Annotated in this window: 20 protein-coding genes; 7 read left to right on the forward strand and 13 right to left on the reverse strand. The window is 64.8% G+C overall.

From position 1 onward, the window contains the following. The first annotated feature begins 127 nt into the window (after positions 1-127). Complete coding sequence (locus VJ673_RS00140; RefSeq protein ID WP_324123973.1) at positions 128-553, forward strand: DUF1801 domain-containing protein; 426 nt, start codon at positions 128-130, stop codon at positions 551-553. Here VJ673_RS00140 and VJ673_RS00145 read toward each other — a convergent pair. The 9 genes from VJ673_RS00145 to VJ673_RS00185 all read right to left on the reverse strand — a co-directional run bounded on the left by VJ673_RS00145 (position 539) and on the right by VJ673_RS00185 (position 8,105). Continuing rightward, positions 539-835 carry a DUF5710 domain-containing protein gene (locus VJ673_RS00145; RefSeq protein WP_324124021.1) on the reverse strand — a complete coding sequence of 99 codons (297 nt, stop codon included), beginning with the start codon at positions 833-835 and terminating at the stop codon, positions 539-541. The two genes, VJ673_RS00140 and VJ673_RS00145, sit on opposite strands and share 15 nt — an antisense overlap. 8 nt (positions 836-843) lie before the next feature. Continuing rightward, a complete protein-coding gene (gene map, locus VJ673_RS00150; RefSeq protein WP_324123974.1) occupies positions 844-1,701 on the reverse strand; it encodes a type I methionyl aminopeptidase in 858 nt (285 codons plus the stop codon). Continuing rightward, positions 1,701-1,934 (reverse strand): ParD-like family protein, encoded by a 234-nt coding sequence (locus VJ673_RS00155; RefSeq protein WP_324123975.1) that lies wholly within the window; start codon positions 1,932-1,934, stop codon positions 1,701-1,703. Before VJ673_RS00155 ends, map begins: the two co-directional genes overlap by 1 nt. A gap of 238 nt (positions 1,935-2,172) precedes the next feature. Beyond that, positions 2,173-2,880 (reverse strand): DUF2894 domain-containing protein, encoded by a 708-nt coding sequence (locus VJ673_RS00160; protein ID WP_324123976.1) that lies wholly within the window; start codon positions 2,878-2,880, stop codon positions 2,173-2,175. Continuing rightward, the gene (locus VJ673_RS00165) at positions 2,873-3,511 is read right to left on the reverse strand and encodes an OmpA family protein (protein WP_324123977.1); all 639 of its coding nucleotides are present in this window, start codon (positions 3,509-3,511) and stop codon (positions 2,873-2,875) included. Before VJ673_RS00165 ends, VJ673_RS00160 begins: the two co-directional genes overlap by 8 nt. Before the next feature lie 2 nt (positions 3,512-3,513). Then, positions 3,514-5,724, reverse strand: coding sequence for a DUF802 domain-containing protein (locus VJ673_RS00170; protein WP_324123978.1), 2,211 nt, complete (start codon positions 5,722-5,724; stop codon positions 3,514-3,516). Next, a complete protein-coding gene (locus tag VJ673_RS00175) occupies positions 5,721-6,491 on the reverse strand; it encodes a DUF3348 domain-containing protein (RefSeq protein ID WP_324123979.1) in 771 nt (256 codons plus the stop codon). Before VJ673_RS00175 ends, VJ673_RS00170 begins: the two co-directional genes overlap by 4 nt. An 81-nt stretch (positions 6,492-6,572) precedes the next feature. Then, positions 6,573-7,160: a peroxiredoxin gene (locus VJ673_RS00180; protein WP_324123980.1), complete on the reverse strand. Its 588-nt coding sequence runs from the start codon at positions 7,158-7,160 to the stop codon at positions 6,573-6,575. A 48-nt stretch (positions 7,161-7,208) separates the two neighbouring features. Beyond that, positions 7,209-8,105 carry an NAD(P)-dependent oxidoreductase gene (locus VJ673_RS00185; RefSeq protein WP_324123981.1) on the reverse strand — a complete coding sequence of 299 codons (897 nt, stop codon included), beginning with the start codon at positions 8,103-8,105 and terminating at the stop codon, positions 7,209-7,211. A 190-nt stretch (positions 8,106-8,295) separates the two neighbouring features. On the opposite strand from VJ673_RS00185, the gene VJ673_RS00190 reads away from it, so the two are divergent. Further along, positions 8,296-9,198 carry a fructosamine kinase family protein gene (locus VJ673_RS00190; protein WP_324123982.1) on the forward strand — a complete coding sequence of 301 codons (903 nt, stop codon included), beginning with the start codon at positions 8,296-8,298 and terminating at the stop codon, positions 9,196-9,198. Between the two features lie 2 nt (positions 9,199-9,200). After that, positions 9,201-9,476, forward strand: a complete 276-nt coding sequence (locus tag VJ673_RS00195; RefSeq protein ID WP_324123983.1) for a DUF2164 domain-containing protein — start codon at positions 9,201-9,203, stop codon at positions 9,474-9,476. A 24-nt stretch (positions 9,477-9,500) separates the two neighbouring features. Here the strand turns inward: VJ673_RS00195 and VJ673_RS00200 are convergent, their stop codons facing one another. From VJ673_RS00200 to VJ673_RS00210, 3 genes are read right to left on the reverse strand one after another with little or no spacing between them, the layout of a single operon-like run. Beyond that, entirely contained in the window at positions 9,501-10,235 is a 735-nt protein-coding gene (locus tag VJ673_RS00200; RefSeq protein ID WP_324123984.1) for a cytochrome c3 family protein, read from the reverse strand. Next, positions 10,232-10,810 carry a hypothetical protein gene (locus VJ673_RS00205; RefSeq protein ID WP_324123985.1) on the reverse strand — a complete coding sequence of 193 codons (579 nt, stop codon included), beginning with the start codon at positions 10,808-10,810 and terminating at the stop codon, positions 10,232-10,234. Before VJ673_RS00205 ends, VJ673_RS00200 begins: the two co-directional genes overlap by 4 nt. After that, a complete protein-coding gene (locus tag VJ673_RS00210) occupies positions 10,811-12,088 on the reverse strand; it encodes a 2Fe-2S iron-sulfur cluster-binding protein (protein WP_324123986.1) in 1,278 nt (425 codons plus the stop codon). A gap of 334 nt (positions 12,089-12,422) precedes the next feature. Here VJ673_RS00210 and VJ673_RS00215 point away from each other — a divergent pair, with 334 nt between their 5' ends. Further along, complete coding sequence (locus VJ673_RS00215; RefSeq protein WP_324123987.1) at positions 12,423-12,710, forward strand: hypothetical protein; 288 nt, start codon at positions 12,423-12,425, stop codon at positions 12,708-12,710. Positions 12,711-12,840: 130 nt separating this feature from the next. Here the strand turns inward: VJ673_RS00215 and VJ673_RS00220 are convergent, their stop codons facing one another. Then, a complete protein-coding gene (locus VJ673_RS00220; RefSeq protein ID WP_324123988.1) occupies positions 12,841-13,851 on the reverse strand; it encodes an AraC family transcriptional regulator in 1,011 nt (336 codons plus the stop codon). A gap of 227 nt (positions 13,852-14,078) precedes the next feature. On the opposite strand from VJ673_RS00220, the gene VJ673_RS00225 reads away from it, so the two are divergent. Genes VJ673_RS00225 through VJ673_RS00235 form a run of 3 tightly spaced genes read left to right on the forward strand, consistent with a single transcriptional unit; the run spans position 14,079 to position 19,363 of the window. Next, on the forward strand, positions 14,079-15,719 hold the full coding sequence (locus tag VJ673_RS00225) for a fatty acid--CoA ligase (RefSeq protein WP_324123989.1): 1,641 nt from the start codon (positions 14,079-14,081) through the stop codon (positions 15,717-15,719). A 28-nt stretch (positions 15,720-15,747) separates the two neighbouring features. Beyond that, entirely contained in the window at positions 15,748-18,144 is a 2,397-nt protein-coding gene (locus VJ673_RS00230; protein ID WP_324123990.1) for a 3-hydroxyacyl-CoA dehydrogenase/enoyl-CoA hydratase family protein, read from the forward strand. 22 nt (positions 18,145-18,166) lie between these two features. Further along, positions 18,167-19,363, forward strand: coding sequence for an acetyl-CoA C-acyltransferase (locus VJ673_RS00235; protein ID WP_324123991.1), 1,197 nt, complete (start codon positions 18,167-18,169; stop codon positions 19,361-19,363). Positions 19,364-19,376: the final 13 nt, after the last annotated feature.

Genomic DNA, 19,376 nt, shown 5'->3' on the forward strand with positions numbered 1-19,376 from the left:
GGCATTCAGGGGCGTTGGTCGCGCCGCAAGGCTGAAGGCTGCGGGCGCGGCCAAGCCTCTAGAACCGGATCACCGACCCACTGTCGAAGCGAATCACGGTCAAGGCAGCGTAGATCGGGAGGAGAACATGGAAAAGTCAGGTTCGGCCGAGGTGCAGTCGGCATCCGCATTGATCGACAAGAGAGTCGCCGAGCTCGGTGGCTGGCGCGGGGAGACCTTGAGCAGGATGCGCAGGCTCATCAAAGAGGCGGATCCGGACGTCGTCGAGGAGTGGAAGTGGATGGGCACGCCCGTGTGGTCGCACGACGGGATCCTCTGCACCGGCGAGTCCTACAAATCGGTCGTGAAGCTGACCTTCGCGAAGGGCGCTGCGCTGGAGGATCCGGCCAAGCTCTTCAACTCCAGCCTCGACGGGAAGGTCAGGCGTGCCATCGACATCCATGAGGGCGGGGAGGTCGACGCGGCCGCGTTCAAGGCGCTCATCCGCGCCGCGATTGCCCTCAATGCTTCCGCCGCAAAGGCCAAGCCAAGGCGCCGCTCAAGCCCGGCTTGACAGGGCCAGGGGCCGGCATTTGTCGCACTCCTCCCACGGAGGGCAGTCACACACACGCGGCTGCTCGACGTACTCGCTGCCCACATAGGTCTTGCTCTGCTGCGTCTGCTGCTTCGGCGGCACGGCCGTCGCGGCATCGTGAGGCGTGGGCGACCACGTGGAAAACGCGCTGACGTCGTCCTTGCCCTCGACGTACCAGATCTTCCGGCCCGCGTCCCAACGGGCGCCAAGCTTCTTGGCCTGATCCTTTTCGGCGAAGGGAACCTTCAGGTTGAATCTCATCTTGTCGGTCACGCGGCTTCAGCGGCGCCGCCGCGCTCTTCGACAAGGCCCGTGGGCGCGGTCTGCGGGACGCCAATCGCCGGATACTCCCCATACCCGTCCGGCCAAGGCGTGAGGATCTCAAAGCCCTCGGCGGTCACCGCCACCATGTGCTCCCACTGCGCGGAAAGCGAATGGTCCTTGGTGACCACGGTCCAGTCGTCGGCCAGTTGCCGTGTTTCCGCGCGGCCTGCGTTGATCATCGGCTCGATCGTGAAGACCATGCCGGGTTCGAGCGTCAGACCGGTGCCGGGGCGGCCGTAGTGCAAGACCTGGGGTTCGTCGTGGTAGATGTCGCCGATGCCGTGGCCGCAGTACTCGCGCACGACGCTGAAACCGTCGCGGTGGGCCACGGTCTGGATCGCGTGGCCGATGTCGCCGAGCGTGGCACCGGGGCGGACGGCGAGGATGCCGGCGCGCATGGCTTCGTAGGTGGTGTGGACAAGCCGCTTGGCCAGCACGCCGGGCTTGCCGACGAAGTACATACGGCTCGTGTCGCCATACCAGCCGTCCTTGATGACGGCCACGTCGATGTTGAGGATGTCGCCGCTGTTGAGGCGCTTCGAGGACGGGATCCCGTGGCAGACGACATGGTTCGCCGAGGCGCAGATCGTCTTCGGGTAGCCGTGATAGCCGATGTTTGCCGGGATCGCCTTCTGCACGTTGACGATGTAGTCGTGACAGAGGCGATCGAGCTCATCGGTGGTGACGCCGGCTCGCACGTGTTCGCCGATCATGCGTAAGACATCGGCTGCCAGCGCGCCGGCGCGCCGGGACATCTCGATCTCGGCCTGCGAGCGGATGGGGACTTGTCGTTTCTTCGACATCACGCCACCTTGCCCAAATTCGTTACCAGAGAAGGGGTCCCGGACGCAGCTTGCGCCTCTTCTTCCTGGATCAGCAGATGGCAGATTTCGGTGTAACTCAGCGTCGGATTGCGCTCAGCCAACATGCCGACGCGCAGCCAATGTTCGGCCTGGCTATTGATGGAGCGGCTCATCGCACCGCTGGTCCTGCGCAGCGTCTCATGCATCTGCTCTGAGATCTTGACGATTCCCACGGTCCTTACCTTATGTACGATTTGTATATGGTCCGTATATTATCATCGTCGCTATCTTGTCGCACCTTGTATCTGTTGGCTCGGCGGGATTGCCCGGGGGCGAGGCCGATACGATGTCGCCAACGGCGAAGGTCCATGGTCTGGGGGCCGCCCATGGCGAGCCCGCCGGCGGGCCCGAGGGATTCAAGACCTTCTTCGCGTTGACGTAGTCGTCGTCGTCCAGGTGCCGTCCCTTGGATTAACCGGCGCTGCGGCCGGAGAACTTTCGCTTCTTGTTCGCTTCGCTCCGTACAGCGTTCTTTTGCGCCGGGGCGCGGCCGCTCTCCGCCTGATCGAGCCAAAGCAGGGTGTCCGCGTACGACATGAACTGCTCGAGGTATTGCGGCGAGATGTCGCGCATCTGCTTGAGCGACTGCAGTACGAGGAAGTGCGAGTTGAGCGGGCCCGCGTTCTCCGGCGCTTGCGCGAAGGACCGGGTGAGCTGGCGGTTCAGGCTGAGCTTCGACCAGGTGCTGCGGAAATAGCTGAGGGATTTCAGCTCGCGTCGGGATTCGACGACGACTCCACTCGGAGTGGCTGCCGTGTCGGCCGTTGCGTCGCTGCTCGCTTGTCGGATGTCGGCGAGCAGTTGGGCCAAGGGGTTGCAGCCGTCGGGGGTGTCTGAAATCTGTGAGGCGTCATGGGCCCGCGTTTCCCCAGCGTCGCGCTGGGCGCGATCGAAGCGCTCGCCATATTCCGCCACCGCCTTTGCCAGCCTGCGGTCGAGTTCGCGTCGCGCGCTGTCCTGGTAGCCTGCGGCGCGTCGAGCGAGGGCTTCGATGAAGCGGAAGCCGACGGGGTCGAAGTGCTCTGCGTTGCGGGCGCGCAAGGCCTCGATCAGCACGGCCGGATCGGCGTCCGGGGGCGCGCTTGCATCGGGGATTTGCGACTTCCCGAGTTCAACCATGGCTGTCCGTCTTCGCCGACTTCGGCACCGGCGCCATTTCGACGCGGCGGTTTTTCGACCGTCCGTCGGCATCCGCGTTGGAGGCCACGGGTTGCTCAGCCCCGAAAGCCGCGGCGAACACCGACGAGGACGGGATGCCGTCGTCGATCAGCGCGCGCGTTACGGTCAGCGCGCGCTGGGCGGAGAGCTCGAGGTTGTCGGCGAACTGCCGGTTCGTGTCGCGCACGGGGCGATCGTCGGTGAAGCCGCTCACCATCAGCATTTCGTCGCGCGAGCCGAGATAGGCGGACAGCGGCGGCGCGAGGCTCTTCAGCAGTTGCCGACCCTCGGGTTGCAGCTCGTCGGAGTTGAGCGCGAAGAGCACGCTGCCGCTGATGCCGATGCGACCGTTGTTGAGCGTCACGCGCCCGGCGGCAAGCGGGACGGCCAGCGCCTTTTCGAGCGCCTCGCGCCGTTGCTCCTCGACCCGGCGCTTCTGCACCTCGGTTTCGAGGTTCGTCACCAACTCCAGCTGCACGCCGAGGACGCCCACGAGGATCAGCACGAAGGCGCCCAGCAGGCCGGACATCAGGTCGCCGAAGACGGCCCAGACCGGCGTCGAATGTTCGATCGCGGCGTCGATGTCTTCCATCGTCACACCTCGCTGGCCGCGGCAGCCTGGTTGCCGGAAATCTGCTGCAGGTCTTCGACGATCTGCCGCTGTGACATGATGCTGAGGTCGATGATTTCGCGGGCCTGGGCGACGTAGTAGGCGAGCTGCTCGTCGCTGCGCGTCATCGATTTCGCCAGCGCGCCTTCGATGCGTGCAAGGGTCGCCATGAGTTTGTCGTTGGATTCGCTGAAGAGCTGCACTGCGAGGCCGAAAGCTTCGCTCAGGCTCGCGACCTCGACGGCGCCGCCGGTGATCTGGCCGGCGACGTCGGCGATCCGCGCGGACTCGGCATCGATGCTTGCGGCGAAGCGCTCTCCGGCGCATTCGAGCATCGTCGTGGAGGACGCCACGAGCGCATCGATCGCCGTGCGCTGTTCGGTGGAGGCGTGATTGATGGCGTCGAGCAACGCGCCCAGCGTCTCCATGATGCGGCTGCGTTCGGCGAGGAGGGTGTTATCGCGGGCGATGCTCGCGGAGAGTTCCTGGCGCAGCTGGCCGATGACTTCGGCGGCGGCGCGCGGCGCTTCCGCGGCGGTTTCCATGAGGCGGGAAACCTCGTCGATCGTGCTCGTGGCCTGCGCCTGCGCCGTCGCGGCGATGTCGCGGGCGGTGTCGCCGAGGGTCTTCGTGATCTGTTCCTGCTGCGCGAGAGCGTGTGCGCCGGCCTGCTGCCATTCCTGCTGCAGCGACGCGGCCATCGCTTCCAGCGCCTGCGTCAGTGCCGCCTGCCGCGCTTCGTCCTTCGCCGCCAGCTCGGTCTGCAGACGCACGGCCGTGTCGCCGACGGTCGCGAGCAGGGAGGCCGAGCGTTCCGCGAAGGTGGCGGTGAAGGCATCCAGGGACCGGTGCATCTGGCCGCTGAGTGCTTCGCTTGCGCTTTCATGCTTGGCGAGCGCCGCGGTCCAGGTGTCCGTTACGGTGCCGACTGCGGTGTCGAAACGCGCAGAGACGCCGTCGAGTTGCATTTCGACGGTGCCGGCAAGTCTGGCGTGCAGCGCACTCGTCTCCTGTGCCATCGCCGTCGTCGTCGCCGCGAGATTCGCACGCAGCGCGGCGTGGGCGCCTTCGACCGAGCCGAGGAGGGCGGCCGACCGCTGCTCGAAGGTATCGGTGTAGGCCGCGAGGGCGCCCTGCAGCTGCTGGTTGAGGTGTTCGCCTGTGCGCTCATGGCTTGCGAGCGCTGCGGTCCACGTGTCCGACACCTTCGTGACACTCGTGTCGAAGCGCTCGGAAATGCCGGCGAGCTGGCTCTGGACGGCCTCGGCGACGCGTTCCTGCAATGCAGACGTCTCGCGCGCGATGCCCGCCATCGTCTCGGTCACGACGGGCTGGATCGTCTCGCCGGCAAGGCGGGCGCTTTCGGTCAGGCTCGACTTGAGGGACTGGTCGACAGAACCGGCGAGCTCCGAGTACATGCCCTTGGCTTCGCGGTAGAAGCGCTCCTGCTCGGCGATCAAGCGCTCGTTCAGCTCGCGGGTCTGGCGCTCCATCTGCGCCATCATCGCCTGCATCGTCGTCGCGAGCTCGGGCAGTGCCGTGGCCTGAAGTTGCAGGGCCTTGTAGGTTTCCTGGCGCTGATGTGCGAGCGAGAAGCCACGCAGTGCCGTCGCGACCTTGGTGTCCAGCAGTTGCGCCGTCTGCAGCCGTTCGCGCCGGCACAGGGCCGAGATCAGGCCCAGCATTGCAGAGGCAGCGACGCCCGCGACCGAGGTGCCGAACGCGACGCCGAGGCCCTTGACCGGGGCCGCGAGCGCCGCGCGGATGGTCTGCAGGTCGGTCGTGCTTTCCAGTGCGAGGACTGCCCCATTGAGCGTGACGACCATGCCGAGGAAGGTGCCGAGCATGCCGAGCAGCACCAGCAGCCCGACGAGGTAAGGGGTGACGGCCGGTCCGGGCAGGCCGACGCGCTCGCCCTCGATGCGCAGCCGCACAGCGTTCTGCAGCGACGCGGGGAGTTTGGCGAGCCATTCGCCCGGATGCGACAGGTCTTCCGGAATCGATTTCAGCGCCTGGGCGAGCGCTTCCGTCGCGCGATGAAAGCGCAGCATCTCGGTGCTGCCAGTGACGTACACGGCGGCGATGATCAGGGTCATCGTCAGAGGAAGCAGGCCGGAGCCGATATAGCCCGATCCCACCCAGCAAATGGCGGCCAAGCCGATCAGGAAGGCCGCGGCGCAGATCTTTCTGTTCATTGCTTACTCGTTACCTCAGTGTCGAACGCAGCGATCAGCCCAGCGGCCGGCTGCAATCGAAGATCCAGTTCCGCCTGCAGCATGGACTGCATGTCCGAGCAGAACGCCGCGAGCCAGCCTCCCGGCTGCATCCACTGCATCGGGTCGTCCGCCGTTCCGGCTTCCGCCTGTGCTGCCTGATGCGCCTTGTACAACTGCTCGAAGCGCTTTCCCAGCAGCGTCGGCACCGTCGCGATCAGGCTGCGCTCGCGGGCTTCAAGCGCCTTGTCCAGCACGGCGTCGAGCGCGGCGAGCCGCTTCAATCCGGCCGAGTGCTTCGCCATCGCGCTGCGCACCGTCGCCCGCAAGGGGCCGATGTTCGCGCTCATGTCGCGCTGGTGCGCGAGGTAGTAGCGATGGTAGGGCGCGAAGTCGGCCGCGGTTTCGATGGAGTCGTTGGGCGTCGGGACGGGGAGTTCGATGCGGGCTTTGCCGGGCTTGGACACGCCGTCCGTGAGGATCGAATCGAGCAGGGCGTCACGGATGCGCGTGAACTGCTTGCGTACGAGCGCTGCACCCGGGGAAGGCGCGGCGGAAGACTCCGCGTCGCCCGCCGCACCGGCATTCAGCGCGGAGTAGAGCGTGAGCGCATCCGTGAAGTCCAGCCACTGCCCGAGCCGTTCCGCGAAGGACTGCTTCGACTCGGGCACGTCCGCATCCGTCAGCTCGGTCAGAACGCGAACCAGCTTGGAACTATTGAAGTGCGAACGCGGCAAACCTTGCGCCATGACCCAATCGACGCCCGATCGGCGAAAAAGGGGCAAGGCTACTACAAAGCGGCCGGACGGTCAGCCGCGCTTACATCGGGATTACATCGCCGGTCGCTTTGCCGAGAGCTTCTGCACGGTCTCCAGCGCTCTGGCAACGTTGTCCTGCGGCGCGAGCCCGCCGATGGTCGCGGCGATCTTTCCGTCCGGCGTGACAATGAAGGTCGTGCGCTCGACGAAGCCGTGGTCGACGTTCGTGCCCCGGGTATCCTTGATCGCGACGGGGATCTTCGCGACGCGCAGGTCGTAGGACTTGGCAATGCGGCCGTCCGCGTCGGATGCGACCGGCACTTTGCCGCCGCAATATTGGGGATCGGCCGAGAAGGCGTTGAGGCGAGAGATGTCGTCGAGCGAAACGCCGATGACGGTCGCGCCGGCGGCGGCGAACTTGTCCTGGTGGACGGCGAATTCGTGCGCCTGGATGTTGCATCCCTCGGTGAAGGCGGCTGGGTAGAAGTACACGACCACAGGGCCCTTCTTCAGTGCTTCCTTCAACGAGAAGTCAAAGGCATTGCCAGCGAGGGAGGCTTGCGCGCGAAAATCCGGCGCAGCGTCGCCTTCCTTGAGAGCCGCCCAGACGGGCGCCGCGAGGGCCCCCGCCAGCAGACAAGCGATCGTGAAGCGGATCATCTGGAACCCCTCGGTGAATGGCACGCCCTTGGGACTGCGGACCGCTCCTCAGGTTCCGGTCAGCCCGCTGTCTTCGGACGACGAGAGCTCGATCGCCATCCAGTCCATCGCGCCGCGGCCCTTCGCGAGGGCAGTCAGCAGCCGGGCGTGGAGCAGGTCCGCCAGCGGCATCGGGACCTGAGCGGCTTCCGCGACGTCGCGCACGAGGCGCATGTCCTTCATCCCGAGTTCGAGCTTGAAGCCGGCGGGTTCATAGCTGCGCTGCGCGAGCATGCGCCCGTAGTTCTGGTAGATCGGGCAGTTGAAGATCGTTTCGCCGAAGAAGCTGGCCATCACTTCCCGGTCGACGCCGTTCTTTTCCGCCAGCGCGAGCGCTTCGGCCTGCGCTTCGATCGCGGAGAAGATCAGGAAATTGCCAGCGAGCTTGACGACGTTCGCCGCACCGGGATCGGTGCCGAAGTCGTAGACCTTCTGGCCGAGCGCGGCGAGCACCGGCTTGGCGCGTTCCTTTGCCTCGTCCGAGCCGGACTGGCAGATCCAGAGTTTGCGCCCCGCAGCTGCTTCGGGACGGCCGAAGACTGGCGCCGCGAGGAGCTTGCTGCCGAGTTTGGCATGCTCGACCGCCAGACGTCGCGAGGTCTCCGCCGACACGGTGCTCATCGAGATATGCAGGCCGCCGGCCCCCAGGCGGGCCGCAAAGCCGCCTTCGCCGAGGGTGACGGCTTCGAGCGCCGCATCGTTCGCGAGCATCGTGACGACGATGCCGCCGGCTTCGACCGCGTCCGCGGGGGACGTGGCGATCCGCACGCCTTCCGCGGCGAGCGCTTCGGCCGGGCCAGGGCTGCGGTTATAGATGGTGACCGCGAATCCGCCGGCGATCAGGTTGCGGGCCATGGGAGCACCCATCGCGCCGAGGCCGATGAAAGCAACAGTGGGCTTCTTCATTCGTGTGCCTTCCTATTCAGATTGAAGCGATACACATGCCGGATATCGTCGCGGCATTCCTGTGCTTCCGACCGGCGTTTGCCGGCGCAGTTTCCTTTCCAGACCCCATCGCATCTTGCCGAACAGGCGAGCGCAGGAGGATCATTTCGCACGCTGCCCATTACTGACCCCCGAAACGAGGCATCCTTCAGTGGAGCACCCTGCTATCCCCAGTCCCGCGCTTGCCCAGGCGCTCAAGACCGCGAGCGGCATCGACTTTTCCCGTGCAGACCTTCGCGCCATCGGCGGCGGCTGCATCCATCGCGCCCTTGAAGTCCGCGCCGGCAGCGAGCGCTACTTCCTCAAGCTGAACGACGCGGCGACGCTGCCGATGTTCGAGGCCGAAGTCGACGGCCTGACTGCGCTGTCGGCTTGCGACGCCTTCCGCGTGCCGCGCCCGCTGGCCTTCGGCGCCACCGAAAACGAAGCCTTCCTGCTCCTCGAACACATCGAAATGCGTCCGCTCGCCGACGCTACGGATGGACAGCGCTTCGCCGAGGCCTTGGTGGCACTGCACCGCGACAGCGACGAGCACTTCGGCTGGCCCCGCGACAACTTCATTGGCGCCAACCCGCAAAGCAACGCGCAGGAGGACGGCTGGGCCCATTTCTTCATGAACCATCGGCTGACCCCGCAGTTGAAGATGGCTCGCGCCAAAGGCTACGCGGGCGCTATCGGACGCGAAGCCGATCACCTGCTCGAACGCATCCCCGCCCTGTTCCTCGACTACCGCCCGCGACCGAGCCTGCTGCACGGCGACCTATGGAACGGCAACGCCGCGATGGACGCCCAAGGCCGCCCCGTGATCTTCGACCCCGCCGTCTACCGCGGCGACCGCGACGCCGACCTCGCGATGAGCGAGCTCTTCGGCGGCTTCCCTTCAGCTTTCTATGCTACCTACCGCACCGCCTGGCCACTGGCGGACGGCTACGAGCAACGCAAGACGCTCTACAACCTCTATCACGTGCTGAATCACCTCAACCTCTTCGGCCGCGGCTACCTCGGGCAGGCGGAGCGGATGATTCGGGCCCTGTATTTCGAACTGCGGCGGTGAACATGGCAATTGAACTGACAGATGTGGCGAAGAAGGAAGCCATCGCTTCGATCGAAAGATACTTTCGCGAAAACATGGAAGAGCCGATCGGCAACCTCACGGCAGGCGCGCTGCTGAGCTTTTTCCTGGAGGAAATCGGCCCGAGCATATACAACCAGGGCGTGGCGGATGCTCAGCAGCGCATACAGGAAAGAGCCATGGAACTGGACATCGAGGTCCATGAAGAGGAGTTCCAGTATTGGCGCAGACAAGCAAGGGTGGGCAAGGGGCGCAAGTAAGGTCGCCGGACCCGGAGCGACGTTTCAATCGTCGTCCTTCCCGCCCCGTCCCTCTCCTTCGCGACCGCCCCGGATGTCATGCTCGTCCGCGCTGATATGACACGCCACGCAGTCGTCGAATTTGCGGATGCCCTCTTCGATGTGCTTCCGGCGAATGTTCTCGGGGGTGTGTTCGTGGCAGCCGTAACAGGTATAGCGACTGTAGTCATTGCGCTCGTGGCAGGTGACGCATTTGACGTTGTGGTCGCGATCGAGTCTGAAGTACTTGTCATGATCGAAGGTGGCGGGAGCCCATTTTTCCTGCCCGTGGCATTCTCCACAGTTGCCCGTGATCTTCCGATGGAGCGCGTCCGTGGGCGCCTTGTGACACGTTTCACATTGGTCGCGTGAATCGGGTTGGAGCAGCGCGTGACTGAAGCGTCCTTGCTGCCGGTAACGTTTGACGCCGGCATGGTCGCTGTGGCACGCCACGCAATCGTCCTTGACGAGTTTCTGGTGAAACGGCGTCTTGGTCAGCGGCTTCGCGATGGGTTGCCCCTTGGTGGTGAGGCGGCCAATATTCTCCGGCTCATGGCAAGTCATGCAGCGCTCTGCGGAAGCCCCGACAAATGACTGGTGGCAAGCAAAACAGTCCCCCTCTAGCTCCCGGTGTCCGGGAATCAACTTCCCCGGTCCGACCATGAGATCCGGGAATGCGAACGTCAGCACGGCCAGCACCGCGAGGTTGATAGCCAGGATGAACTTCACAATCCGGCTCATCTCCATCCCCAGAAAAGAAAGATGCTGATGATGTGACCGAGTCCGAGCACCGCAAAGGCGACGAAGATCGGGATATGAACCTTTCGCCAACGTGTCATCGCATCCAGCGTCACCGCATCCCAGAACACCGCCTGTTCGACCTCCGAGCGTGACAATCCGCGCAGCTGGTAATGGTCGCGCTGCGCCTGAACGTGCTCGCGAGAACGGCCCAGAAGCAGTTTCCCGACCAGACCGCTGATGGTGTTGATGCCCATCGCGACGGTCGCAAGCCACGGAAGAATCGCGTTGAAATGCACTCCCGCATGGATCAGGACGAGCAGGGATCCGAGCCATGCGGAAAATTCGTGCATGCTCAAGAGCGACTTCGGGCTCCCCGAGCTGATCATCTTGCGTTTGCGCAAGGAGTACGCCAACGATCCGATGATTAGCAGTGTGCCGGGGATACCCAGGTAACGGCCGATCCACACCAGGTCAAGGCGATGCAGGACATAATCGCCCAGCACCGTACCCACACCCAGAAGCCCCACCAGCACCGCAAAAGGCAGGATGTGTTTGCGCCAGAGGGTTTTCGTCATTCAAGCCCCCAATGTCACGGCGGTCTTGGGAACACAGACGCACAGCAGGCACGTGCCAGGCTCCGGATCGAAGTCCGGCTCCTGTCGATAGCTGACTTCGCCCGACTCGATCTGCGTCTGGCAAGTTCCGCAGCTGCCGGCACGGCACCCGGAAGGAACATTCACGCCGCCCGCCTCCGCGAGCTCGAGCAGGCTGCCGCTACCCGTGTTCCACGCCAACTCCCTGCCCGATTTGCCGAACGTGACCGCAAGGCTGGTCTCGGCGACGGGGCTTTCCGACACCGCGCTTGCCGGCGCACTTTTCGCACGTCGCTTGATCGACGCCGGACCGAAGGCCTCGAAATGAATGCGGTTGTCGGGAACGCCCCAGTCCTCCAGCGCCGGAACGAGACTTTCCATCATTGGCGTGGGGCCGCAGACATAGAAGTGATAAGGCTTGAGCGGCAATTCCATACGCAACAAGGCCACATCTACACGTCCGCGGCGAACGTAGGCCGATTCGGATTCCTGCTCGGTGCCGGGGTTGCTGACGCAAAGACGCAGATGCATGTTCGGATGCTGCTCCGCGAGCTCGCGCAGATGAGAGAGCATCACGGCCTCGCGTTCATCCCGAACACCGTAAAAAAGCCATAGCTCCCTTCCGGGTTGTTCCGCCACGCACCAATTCGCCATGCTCAACATTGGGGTAATGCCGATCCCCCCAGCGATCAGAACCATAGGGGCGTCGCTCCGGTCGATATGAAAATGTCCCGATGGCGCACGAACCATCAGGCGACTGCCCGGCTTGATGTGATCGTGGAAATAACTCGACGAACGTCCCGCTGGCAGGGCACTGCCAGACGGCGCAGGAACCCGCTTGATCGACACCCGGTAAAGGTCATCCCGCGGGGCGTCCGACAGCGAATAGCAGCGGGTGATCTCCTCCGTCCCACCCGCGGGCGCGGGAGCTTCGAGGCGAAAGGTCAGAAATTGACCGGGGAGGTAGGGTGGGAGAGGCCGTTTGTCCTCGGATTCAAGATAGAACGAGCACACGGACCCGGCCTCGTCCTCGACCTCTTTTCGCACCACCTTGAAGGGAAGGAAGCCCGTCCAGGACTTCCCCGCAGCGTCATTGGATGATGGTGCCGCCTCCGGAAGCAGCACCGCTTCGTCTGGATCCGAGCGGAGGCGCAGCGCGGTGTACTTCTTCCAGTGCCGCCAAAACTCGACAGCAAGAAAGATGGCGAATTGAACGGTGATTCCGAACGCTATCCACAACAGGAGGGTGAGCGAAGTCATGTCAGGCACCCATCAGGCAAACAGATCGGCCGGTGTGGCTTCAATATGCATCATGTGACGTTAACAGAATAAAGACATATTCCCGCACGGGTTGAAGATTCAACACAAAGTCATCCAGACGAAGCGTTCAACGACCTTCATTTTTCCGCGATCTGGATGAATGTGGAATGAACAGTATTCCCGCACGGCTTCAATCGTTCATACAGCGTTCATTCCCCAGCACTTACATTTGCCCTCGTGGCTTGGGGAGCGGCGACGGATTTTCCGGATCGCCTAGTCCCCTCGGCGTGCACCTTCCGCGCATATTTACGTGCCGAAATCGGGGAGTAACCAGATGCGTCGTTTTTTCAGTCCTGGCAATTTTCTGTCTGCCGCGTTCACCAGCGTCATTATTGCCGGCAGCATGCCGGTTACAGCGGCAGCGCCGTATCCGGTAGAGACGTGCGAGCAGATCAGAACGCTCATTGGGCTGCTGCCTCCCGCGAACGCCGAGTTCCTTCGAAAATTGGCTGTCCGCCGGGACTGCGGATTCACTTCAGCCGAGGTCGCGCGCGCCGCTTACGGGGAGCGACTCGTGGCCATCGACGAGTCCGAACGCCGGGACACTCAGGACAAGGACTGACGCCGCATGAAGAGATCAGGATGGGCGGTCGACATGATTTTGGGCGCCGGATTGTCCGATCAATACTTCCGGAATCCTCACCGCCGGCCAGGGCGAAATGGGCCGGCGTCGCCGACACCTATGGCAACTGTCACCTCGGGCGATAGGCCCCCGGCGTGCTGCCCGTCCATTTCCTGAACGCCCGGTGAAAGGTGTTCGGGTCCTCGAAACCGATTTCCTGGCCGATGACCGCGATTGGCGTGTCCGTTTTCGTCAGCAGTTGAATCGCCGCATCCCGGCGCAGTTCGTCCTTGATCGCCTGGAAGGTGGTCCCTTCCTCGGCCAGCCGGCGGGTCAGCGTGCGCAAGGACAGGTGCAGCGCGCTGGCGCTCTGGCCGGCGGTAATCGGGTGGCTCAAGCGCGGGCGTAAGTGCTCGCGGACCTTCTGGGTCGTCCGGTGCTTCTCGAAGGCCACGAATAGCCAGTCGCCGGGGGCGCGGGCGAGGAACCGGGCGAGCGATCGTCGATCCTGACGGATCGGGGTGGCCAACTGGGCGGCTTCGAAATAGAGCGCCGAAACAGGTTGCTCGAAGAATGCCGGGCCGGGATAGAGAAATCCGTATTCCGATGCGTGGCTCGGGCGTGGGTAGCTGCAGTCGACGCGCGCCAACGTCATGCGGTGCCCGGTGAGCCACGAGGCCAGGCCATGGATCAGCTTGAGCATGATCTCCTGCCCGAAGGTATTGGCCGACGCATGCGCCACCTGCGGGATCAGCGCCATCCGGACGAGCTCGCCGTCGCGGGAAAGTTCGATGCTGAAGTCGTCCAGAACCAGGTGGAAGAAGCGGGTGAAACGGAACAGGGCGGTCTGCAGGGTCGCCGCATCCATCAGGCTCAGACAGAGAAATTTCAACGACCCCGAGCGCACGGGGCGGGAAAACATCCCGGGCAATTCGTCATCCAGCTGCCTAGCCAGTTGCCGGTAGAGGGCGGCGAATTGTTCCGTCGTCACCCTGGCCGTTTCTGCCCCTAGCAGGACCGGAGCGATCCCTGCGCGCGCCAGCGCGTCCGCCTGCGCCTCCGGATCGAGCGGCGTGCCCCCCAGCAGATTCAGGACGAAGGACATCGGTACCGTGCCGGCAGAGACTTCGGTCGGAGTCATGGTCTTGTGCGTCGCGTCGCGATAATGGCCGATTATGCAAGTTTTTCGGCGCAAGCGGTGATCGGTGCCACGGGTGATCGTTCATAGAATCGCCAGTGAAATCCATAGTTTGTTCGGATTTGATCGCCCGGCGGCTGGTTCGTCGCAGCGGTTTTCTGGCGACGCGGCAAGCCTGCTTCAGGCGCAAATCGCATGTCGTCAGGCGTTAATTATAAGGAGACTCGCTCGTGCCCACAGAATCCATCCAGGTTGCGCCTTCGGCCTACGCCTACCCGCTCCTGATCAAGCAGTTGCTGCATACGCCGATGGCGACCGCCGCGGATCAGGAAATTGTCTACCGCGACAGCCACCGCCAGACCTATCGCGACCTCGCCGCCCGCATCAGCCGCTTGGCCAATGCCCTCCGCGCCACCGGCATCCGCCCCGGCGACACCGTCGCAGTGATGGACTGGGACAGCCATCGCTATCTCGAATGCTTCTTCGCCGTGCCGATGATGGGCGCGGTGCTGCAGACGGTGAATGTCCGCCTGTCGCCCGAGCAGATCCTATACACGCTGAATCACGCCCGCGCCGACATCGTGCTGGTCAACGCCGACTTCATTCCGGTGCTGGCGGCGATCAAGGACCAGTTGGAGACGGTGAAGCAGTTCGTGCTGATCTCCGACTCCGGTAGCGACTCCTGCGAGGTTCCCCTTGTAGGCGAGTACGAGGCGCTGCTGGCGCAGGCTGCAAGCGAGTACGACTTTCCCGATTTCGACGAGAACACGCGCGCGACGACCTTCTACACGACTGGCACGACGGGCCTGCCGAAGGGTGTCTATTTCAGCCATCGGCAGCTGGTGCTGCATACGCTGGCGGTCGCCGCCCATCTCGGCACCGCGCCGGACCAGGGCCGCCTGCATCGCGGCGATGTGTACATGCCGATTACCCCGATGTTCCACGTCCACGCCTGGGGCATGCCTTACATCGCGACCCTGCTCGGTCTCAAGCAGGTCTATCCCGGCCGCTATGCGCCTGAGACCCTGGCCCGCTACATCCGCGACGAGAAGGTCACTTTCTCGCACTGCGTGCCGACGATCCTGCAGATGTTGCTGACCAATGCCGAGGCCAGCACGGTCGATCTCACGGGCTGGAAGGTCATCATCGGCGGCGCGGCCTTGCCCAAGGGGCTCGCGGCTGCGGCGCTGGAGCGTGGTATCGACGTATTCGCCGGCTACGGCATGTCCGAGACTTGCCCGATCCTGACCATCGCCCGGGTGCCCGACGACATGGCGGCGGACGATCTCGACGGTCAGGCCGATGAGCGCATCCGCACCGGTTATCCCTTGCCGTTGGTCGACCTCCGCACGGTCGACGGCGACCTGCTCGACACGCCCCGCGACGGCAAGAGCTCCGGCGAGATCGTCGTCCGCGCGCCGTGGCTGACCATGGGCTATCTGCACAACCCGGCCGCCTCGGCCGACCTGTGGGCCGGCAGCTACCTGCATACCGGCGACATCGGCGTCATCGACCCGGCCGGCTGCCTGCAGGTGACCGATCGCCTGAAGGACGTGATCAAGACCGGTGGCGAGTGGGTGTCCTCGCTCGAACTCGAAAACATCATTTCGCAGCATCCGGCGGTCAGCGAGGCTGCGGTGGTCGGGGTGAAGGACGACAAGTGGGGCGAGCGTCCGCTGGCGCTGGTCGTCCTCAAGCCGGGGCAGACGGCCAGTGCCGACGACATCAAGGCGGCCGTCATGAAATTCGCGGAGGCGGGGCACATCTCGCGCTACGCGGTGCCGGACCAGATCCGTTTCGTCGATGCATTGGAGCGCACCAGCGTCGGCAAGATCAACAAGAAATCCATTCGCGAACAGCTGGCCGCCTGATGGCCATCGCAAACCAGGAGACCATCGCGTGAACAGACTGCAAGTCAAGAAAGCCGCCGTGCTCGGCGCGGGCGTCATGGGCGCCCAAATCGCCGCCCATCTTGCCAATGCCGGGGTGCCGGTCGTCCTCTTCGACCTGGCCGCCAAGGAAGGCGACAAGAACGGCGTCGTCAAGAAAGCCATCGACGGCCTGAAGAAGCTCGAACCGGCGCCGCTCGCCAACAAGGCGGCGCTGAAGCTGATCTCGGCCGCCAACTACGACGAGCATCTGGCGCAGCTTGCCGGCTGCGACCTGATCATCGAGGCGATCGCCGAGCGCATGGACTGGAAGAACGAGCTGTACGGCAAGATCGCGCCGCACATCTCGCCCGATGCCATCGTCGCCTCCAATACGTCCGGGCTGTCGATCGATGCGTTGTCGCAGGCGCTGCCGGCCGACGTTCGGCCGCGCTTCTGCGGCATCCATTTCTTCAACCCGCCGCGCTACATGCGCCTCGTCGAGATCATCGCGACGCGCACGACCGACGCGGGCACGCTCGATTCGCTCGAGACCTGGCTGACTTCGCGCCTCGGCAAGGGCGTGATCCGTGCGCTCGATACGCCCAACTTCGTCGCCAACCGCATCGGCGTGTTCTCGATCCTGGCAGTGATGCATCACACGCAACGCTTCGAGCTCGGCTTCGATGTGGTCGACGCCCTGACCGGACCGAAGATCGGCCGCCCGAAGAGCGCCACCTACCGCACGGCCGATGTCGTCGGCCTGGATACCCTGACCCACGTCGTACGCACCATGCACGACACGCTGCCCGACGATCCGTGGCATCGCCACTTCAAGGCGCCGGCTTGGCTGGAGCAGTTGATCGGGAAGGGGGCCTTGGGCCAGAAGACCAAGGGCGGCATCTTCCGCAAGGTCGGCAAGGACATCCACGTGCTCGACGTCGGTCTGCAGGATTACCGTCCCTCGACGGGCGAGCTGAGCGCCGACGTGGCGGCCATTCTGAAGGACAAGAACCCGGCGAGCCGCTTCGCCGCGCTGCGCGCTTCGAAGGACCCGCAGGCGAAGTTCCTGTGGGCGATTTTCCGCGACGTCTTCCACTATGCCGCCGTGCAGCTCGAATCCGTGGCCGACAACGCCCGCGATCTCGATCTCGCGATGCGCTGGGGCTTCGGTTGGGAGCGGGGACCGTTCGAAATATGGCAATCGGCGGGCTGGGCCGACATCGCGCAAGCTATTGCCGCCGACATCGCCGCCGGCCATACGATGAGCGACGCGCCGCTGCCGGCTTGGGTGCTGGACGGGCGTGACGGCGTGCATACGCCGCAGGGCTCGTGGTCGCCGCGCCGCAAGGCTGACGTGCCGCGTTCGGAGCTCCCGGTCTATCGGCGTCAGCTCTTCCCGGATGCCGTTCTCGGCGACGGTTCGCTCGCGCCGGAGCAGTCCGGCGAGACGCTGTTCGAGAACGACGGCGTCCGCCTGTGGCGCCTGCCGGCGGTCGATGCGGGCATCGGCATCCTCTCCTTCAAGTCGAAGATGCACGCCATCGGCTCCGAAGTGGTGGAAGGCGTCGTCGCGGCCGTGCGCCAAGCCGAGCAGAACCTGGCGGGCGTGGTCATTTGGCACCAGCCGCCGTTCGCCGTCGGCGCCAATCTGGCCCAGGTAGCCGAGGCGTGTGCGGCCAGCGATTTTGCCAAGCTCGACGGCTATGTCACTGCCTTCCAACAGGCCGGCCAAGCACTGAAGTACGCGCAGGTGCCGGTGGTGGCGGCGGTCCAGGGTATGGCGCTGGGCGGCGGCTGTGAGTTCGCGATGCAAGCATCGCGTCGCGTGCTGGCGCTGGAAAGCTACATGGGCTTGGTCGAAGCCGGGGTCGGCCTGATTCCGGCCGGCGGCGGCTGCAAGGAATTCGCCCTGCAGGCGGCGGAGTGGGCGGCGCGTACCGCGACGCCGGCCGACCTGATGGCCTTCCTGCAACCGGTGTTCATGAACGTCGCCACGGCCAAGGTCTCGAAGAGCGCCGCGGAAGCGGTCGACTACGGTTTCGCCCGGGCGACCGACACGGTGCTGTTCCACCCCAACGAACTGCTTTCCGTCGCGATCCGCGAAGCCCGTGCGCTGGCCGAATCCGGCTACGCACCCCGCGCCACGGCACGTGCGGTGCCGGTCGCCGGCCGAGCCGGCATCGCGACGCTGGAGATGACGCTGGTGAACATGCGCGATGGCGGGATGGTTTCCGCCTACGACTACCAGGTCGCCCGCGCCGCCGCGGTCGCCCTGTGCGGCGGCGAGGTCGATGCCGGCAGCCTGGTCGACGAGGCCTGGCTGCTCGCGGTCGAGCGCCGCCTGTTCGTTGATCTGCTGAAGAACCCCCAAACCCAGGCCCGGATCCAGCACATGCTCGAAACCGGCACGCCGCTCCGCAATTGATCGGCCGACGAGGAATACCCAAATGAGCAAACAGATTCAGGAAGCGTACATCGTCGCCGCGACCCGCCTGCCGGTCGCGAAGCGCAATGGCATGTTCAGGAACGCCCGGCCCGACGACATGTTGGCCCACGCCATCCGCTCGGTGGTCGCACAGGCGCCGGGCATCGATCCGGCCCGCATCGGCGACGTCATCGTCGGCTGCGCGATCCCCGAAGCCGAGCAGGGCATGAACATCGCCCGCATCGGCGCGCTGCTCGCCGGCCTGCCGAACACCGTCCCGGGCATCACGATCAACCGCTTCTGCTCCTCCGGCCTGCAGGCCGTGTCGGATGCCGCCAACCAGATTCGTCTCGGCCTCGCCGACGTGATGATCGCCGCCGGTACGGAGTCGATGACCGCGATGTCCAACATCATGGGCAACAAGGTGACGCCCAACCCGGCCTTTTTCTCCGACGAAAACATCGGCATCGCCTACGGGATGGGCCTGACCGCGGAGAAGGTTGCGCAGCAGTGGGGCATCAGCCGCGAGGCGCAGGACACCTTTGCCGACGCGTCCCACCGCAAGGCTTGCGCTGCGATCGCGGCCGGCCATTTCAAGGCCGAGACCTCGCCTTTTACGGTGCGCGACTACAAGCCCGATCTCGCGACCGGCGAAGTCCGCCAGCGCGACCGCACGCCGACTGACGACGAAGGCGCGCGCGCGGACATATCCGTCGAGAAGCTCGCCAAGCTGCGCCCGGTCTTCCACGCCGAGGGCTCGGTCACCGCGGGTAACGCCTCGCAGATGTCCGATGGCGCCGGCGCCGTGATGCTGGTGTCGGAGAAGGTCCTGAAGGAACACAACCTGACCCCGCTCGCCCGCTTCGCCGGCTTTGCCGTCGGCGGCGTGGCGCCGGAGATCATGGGTGTCGGCCCGATCGTGGCGATCCCGAAGGTGCTGCAGCAAGCCGGCATCCGCAAGGAAGACCTCGACTGGATCGAACTGAACGAAGCCTTCGCCGCCCAGGCGCTCGCGGTGATGAAGGAACTCGACCTCGATCCGTCGAAGATCAACCCGCTGGGTGGCGCGATCGCGCTCGGTCATCCGCTCGGGGCCACCGGCGCCATCCGCACGGCGACGCTGCTGCACGGCATGCGCCGCACCGGCGGCAAGTACGGGATGGTCAGCATGTGCATCGGTACCGGCATGGGTGCCGCCGGCATCTTCGAAAGCATCTGAACAGAAAAATACA

This window comes from Aromatoleum sp., from assembly GCF_035254505.1.
Classification (GTDB): Bacteria; Pseudomonadota; Gammaproteobacteria; order Burkholderiales; family Rhodocyclaceae; genus Aromatoleum.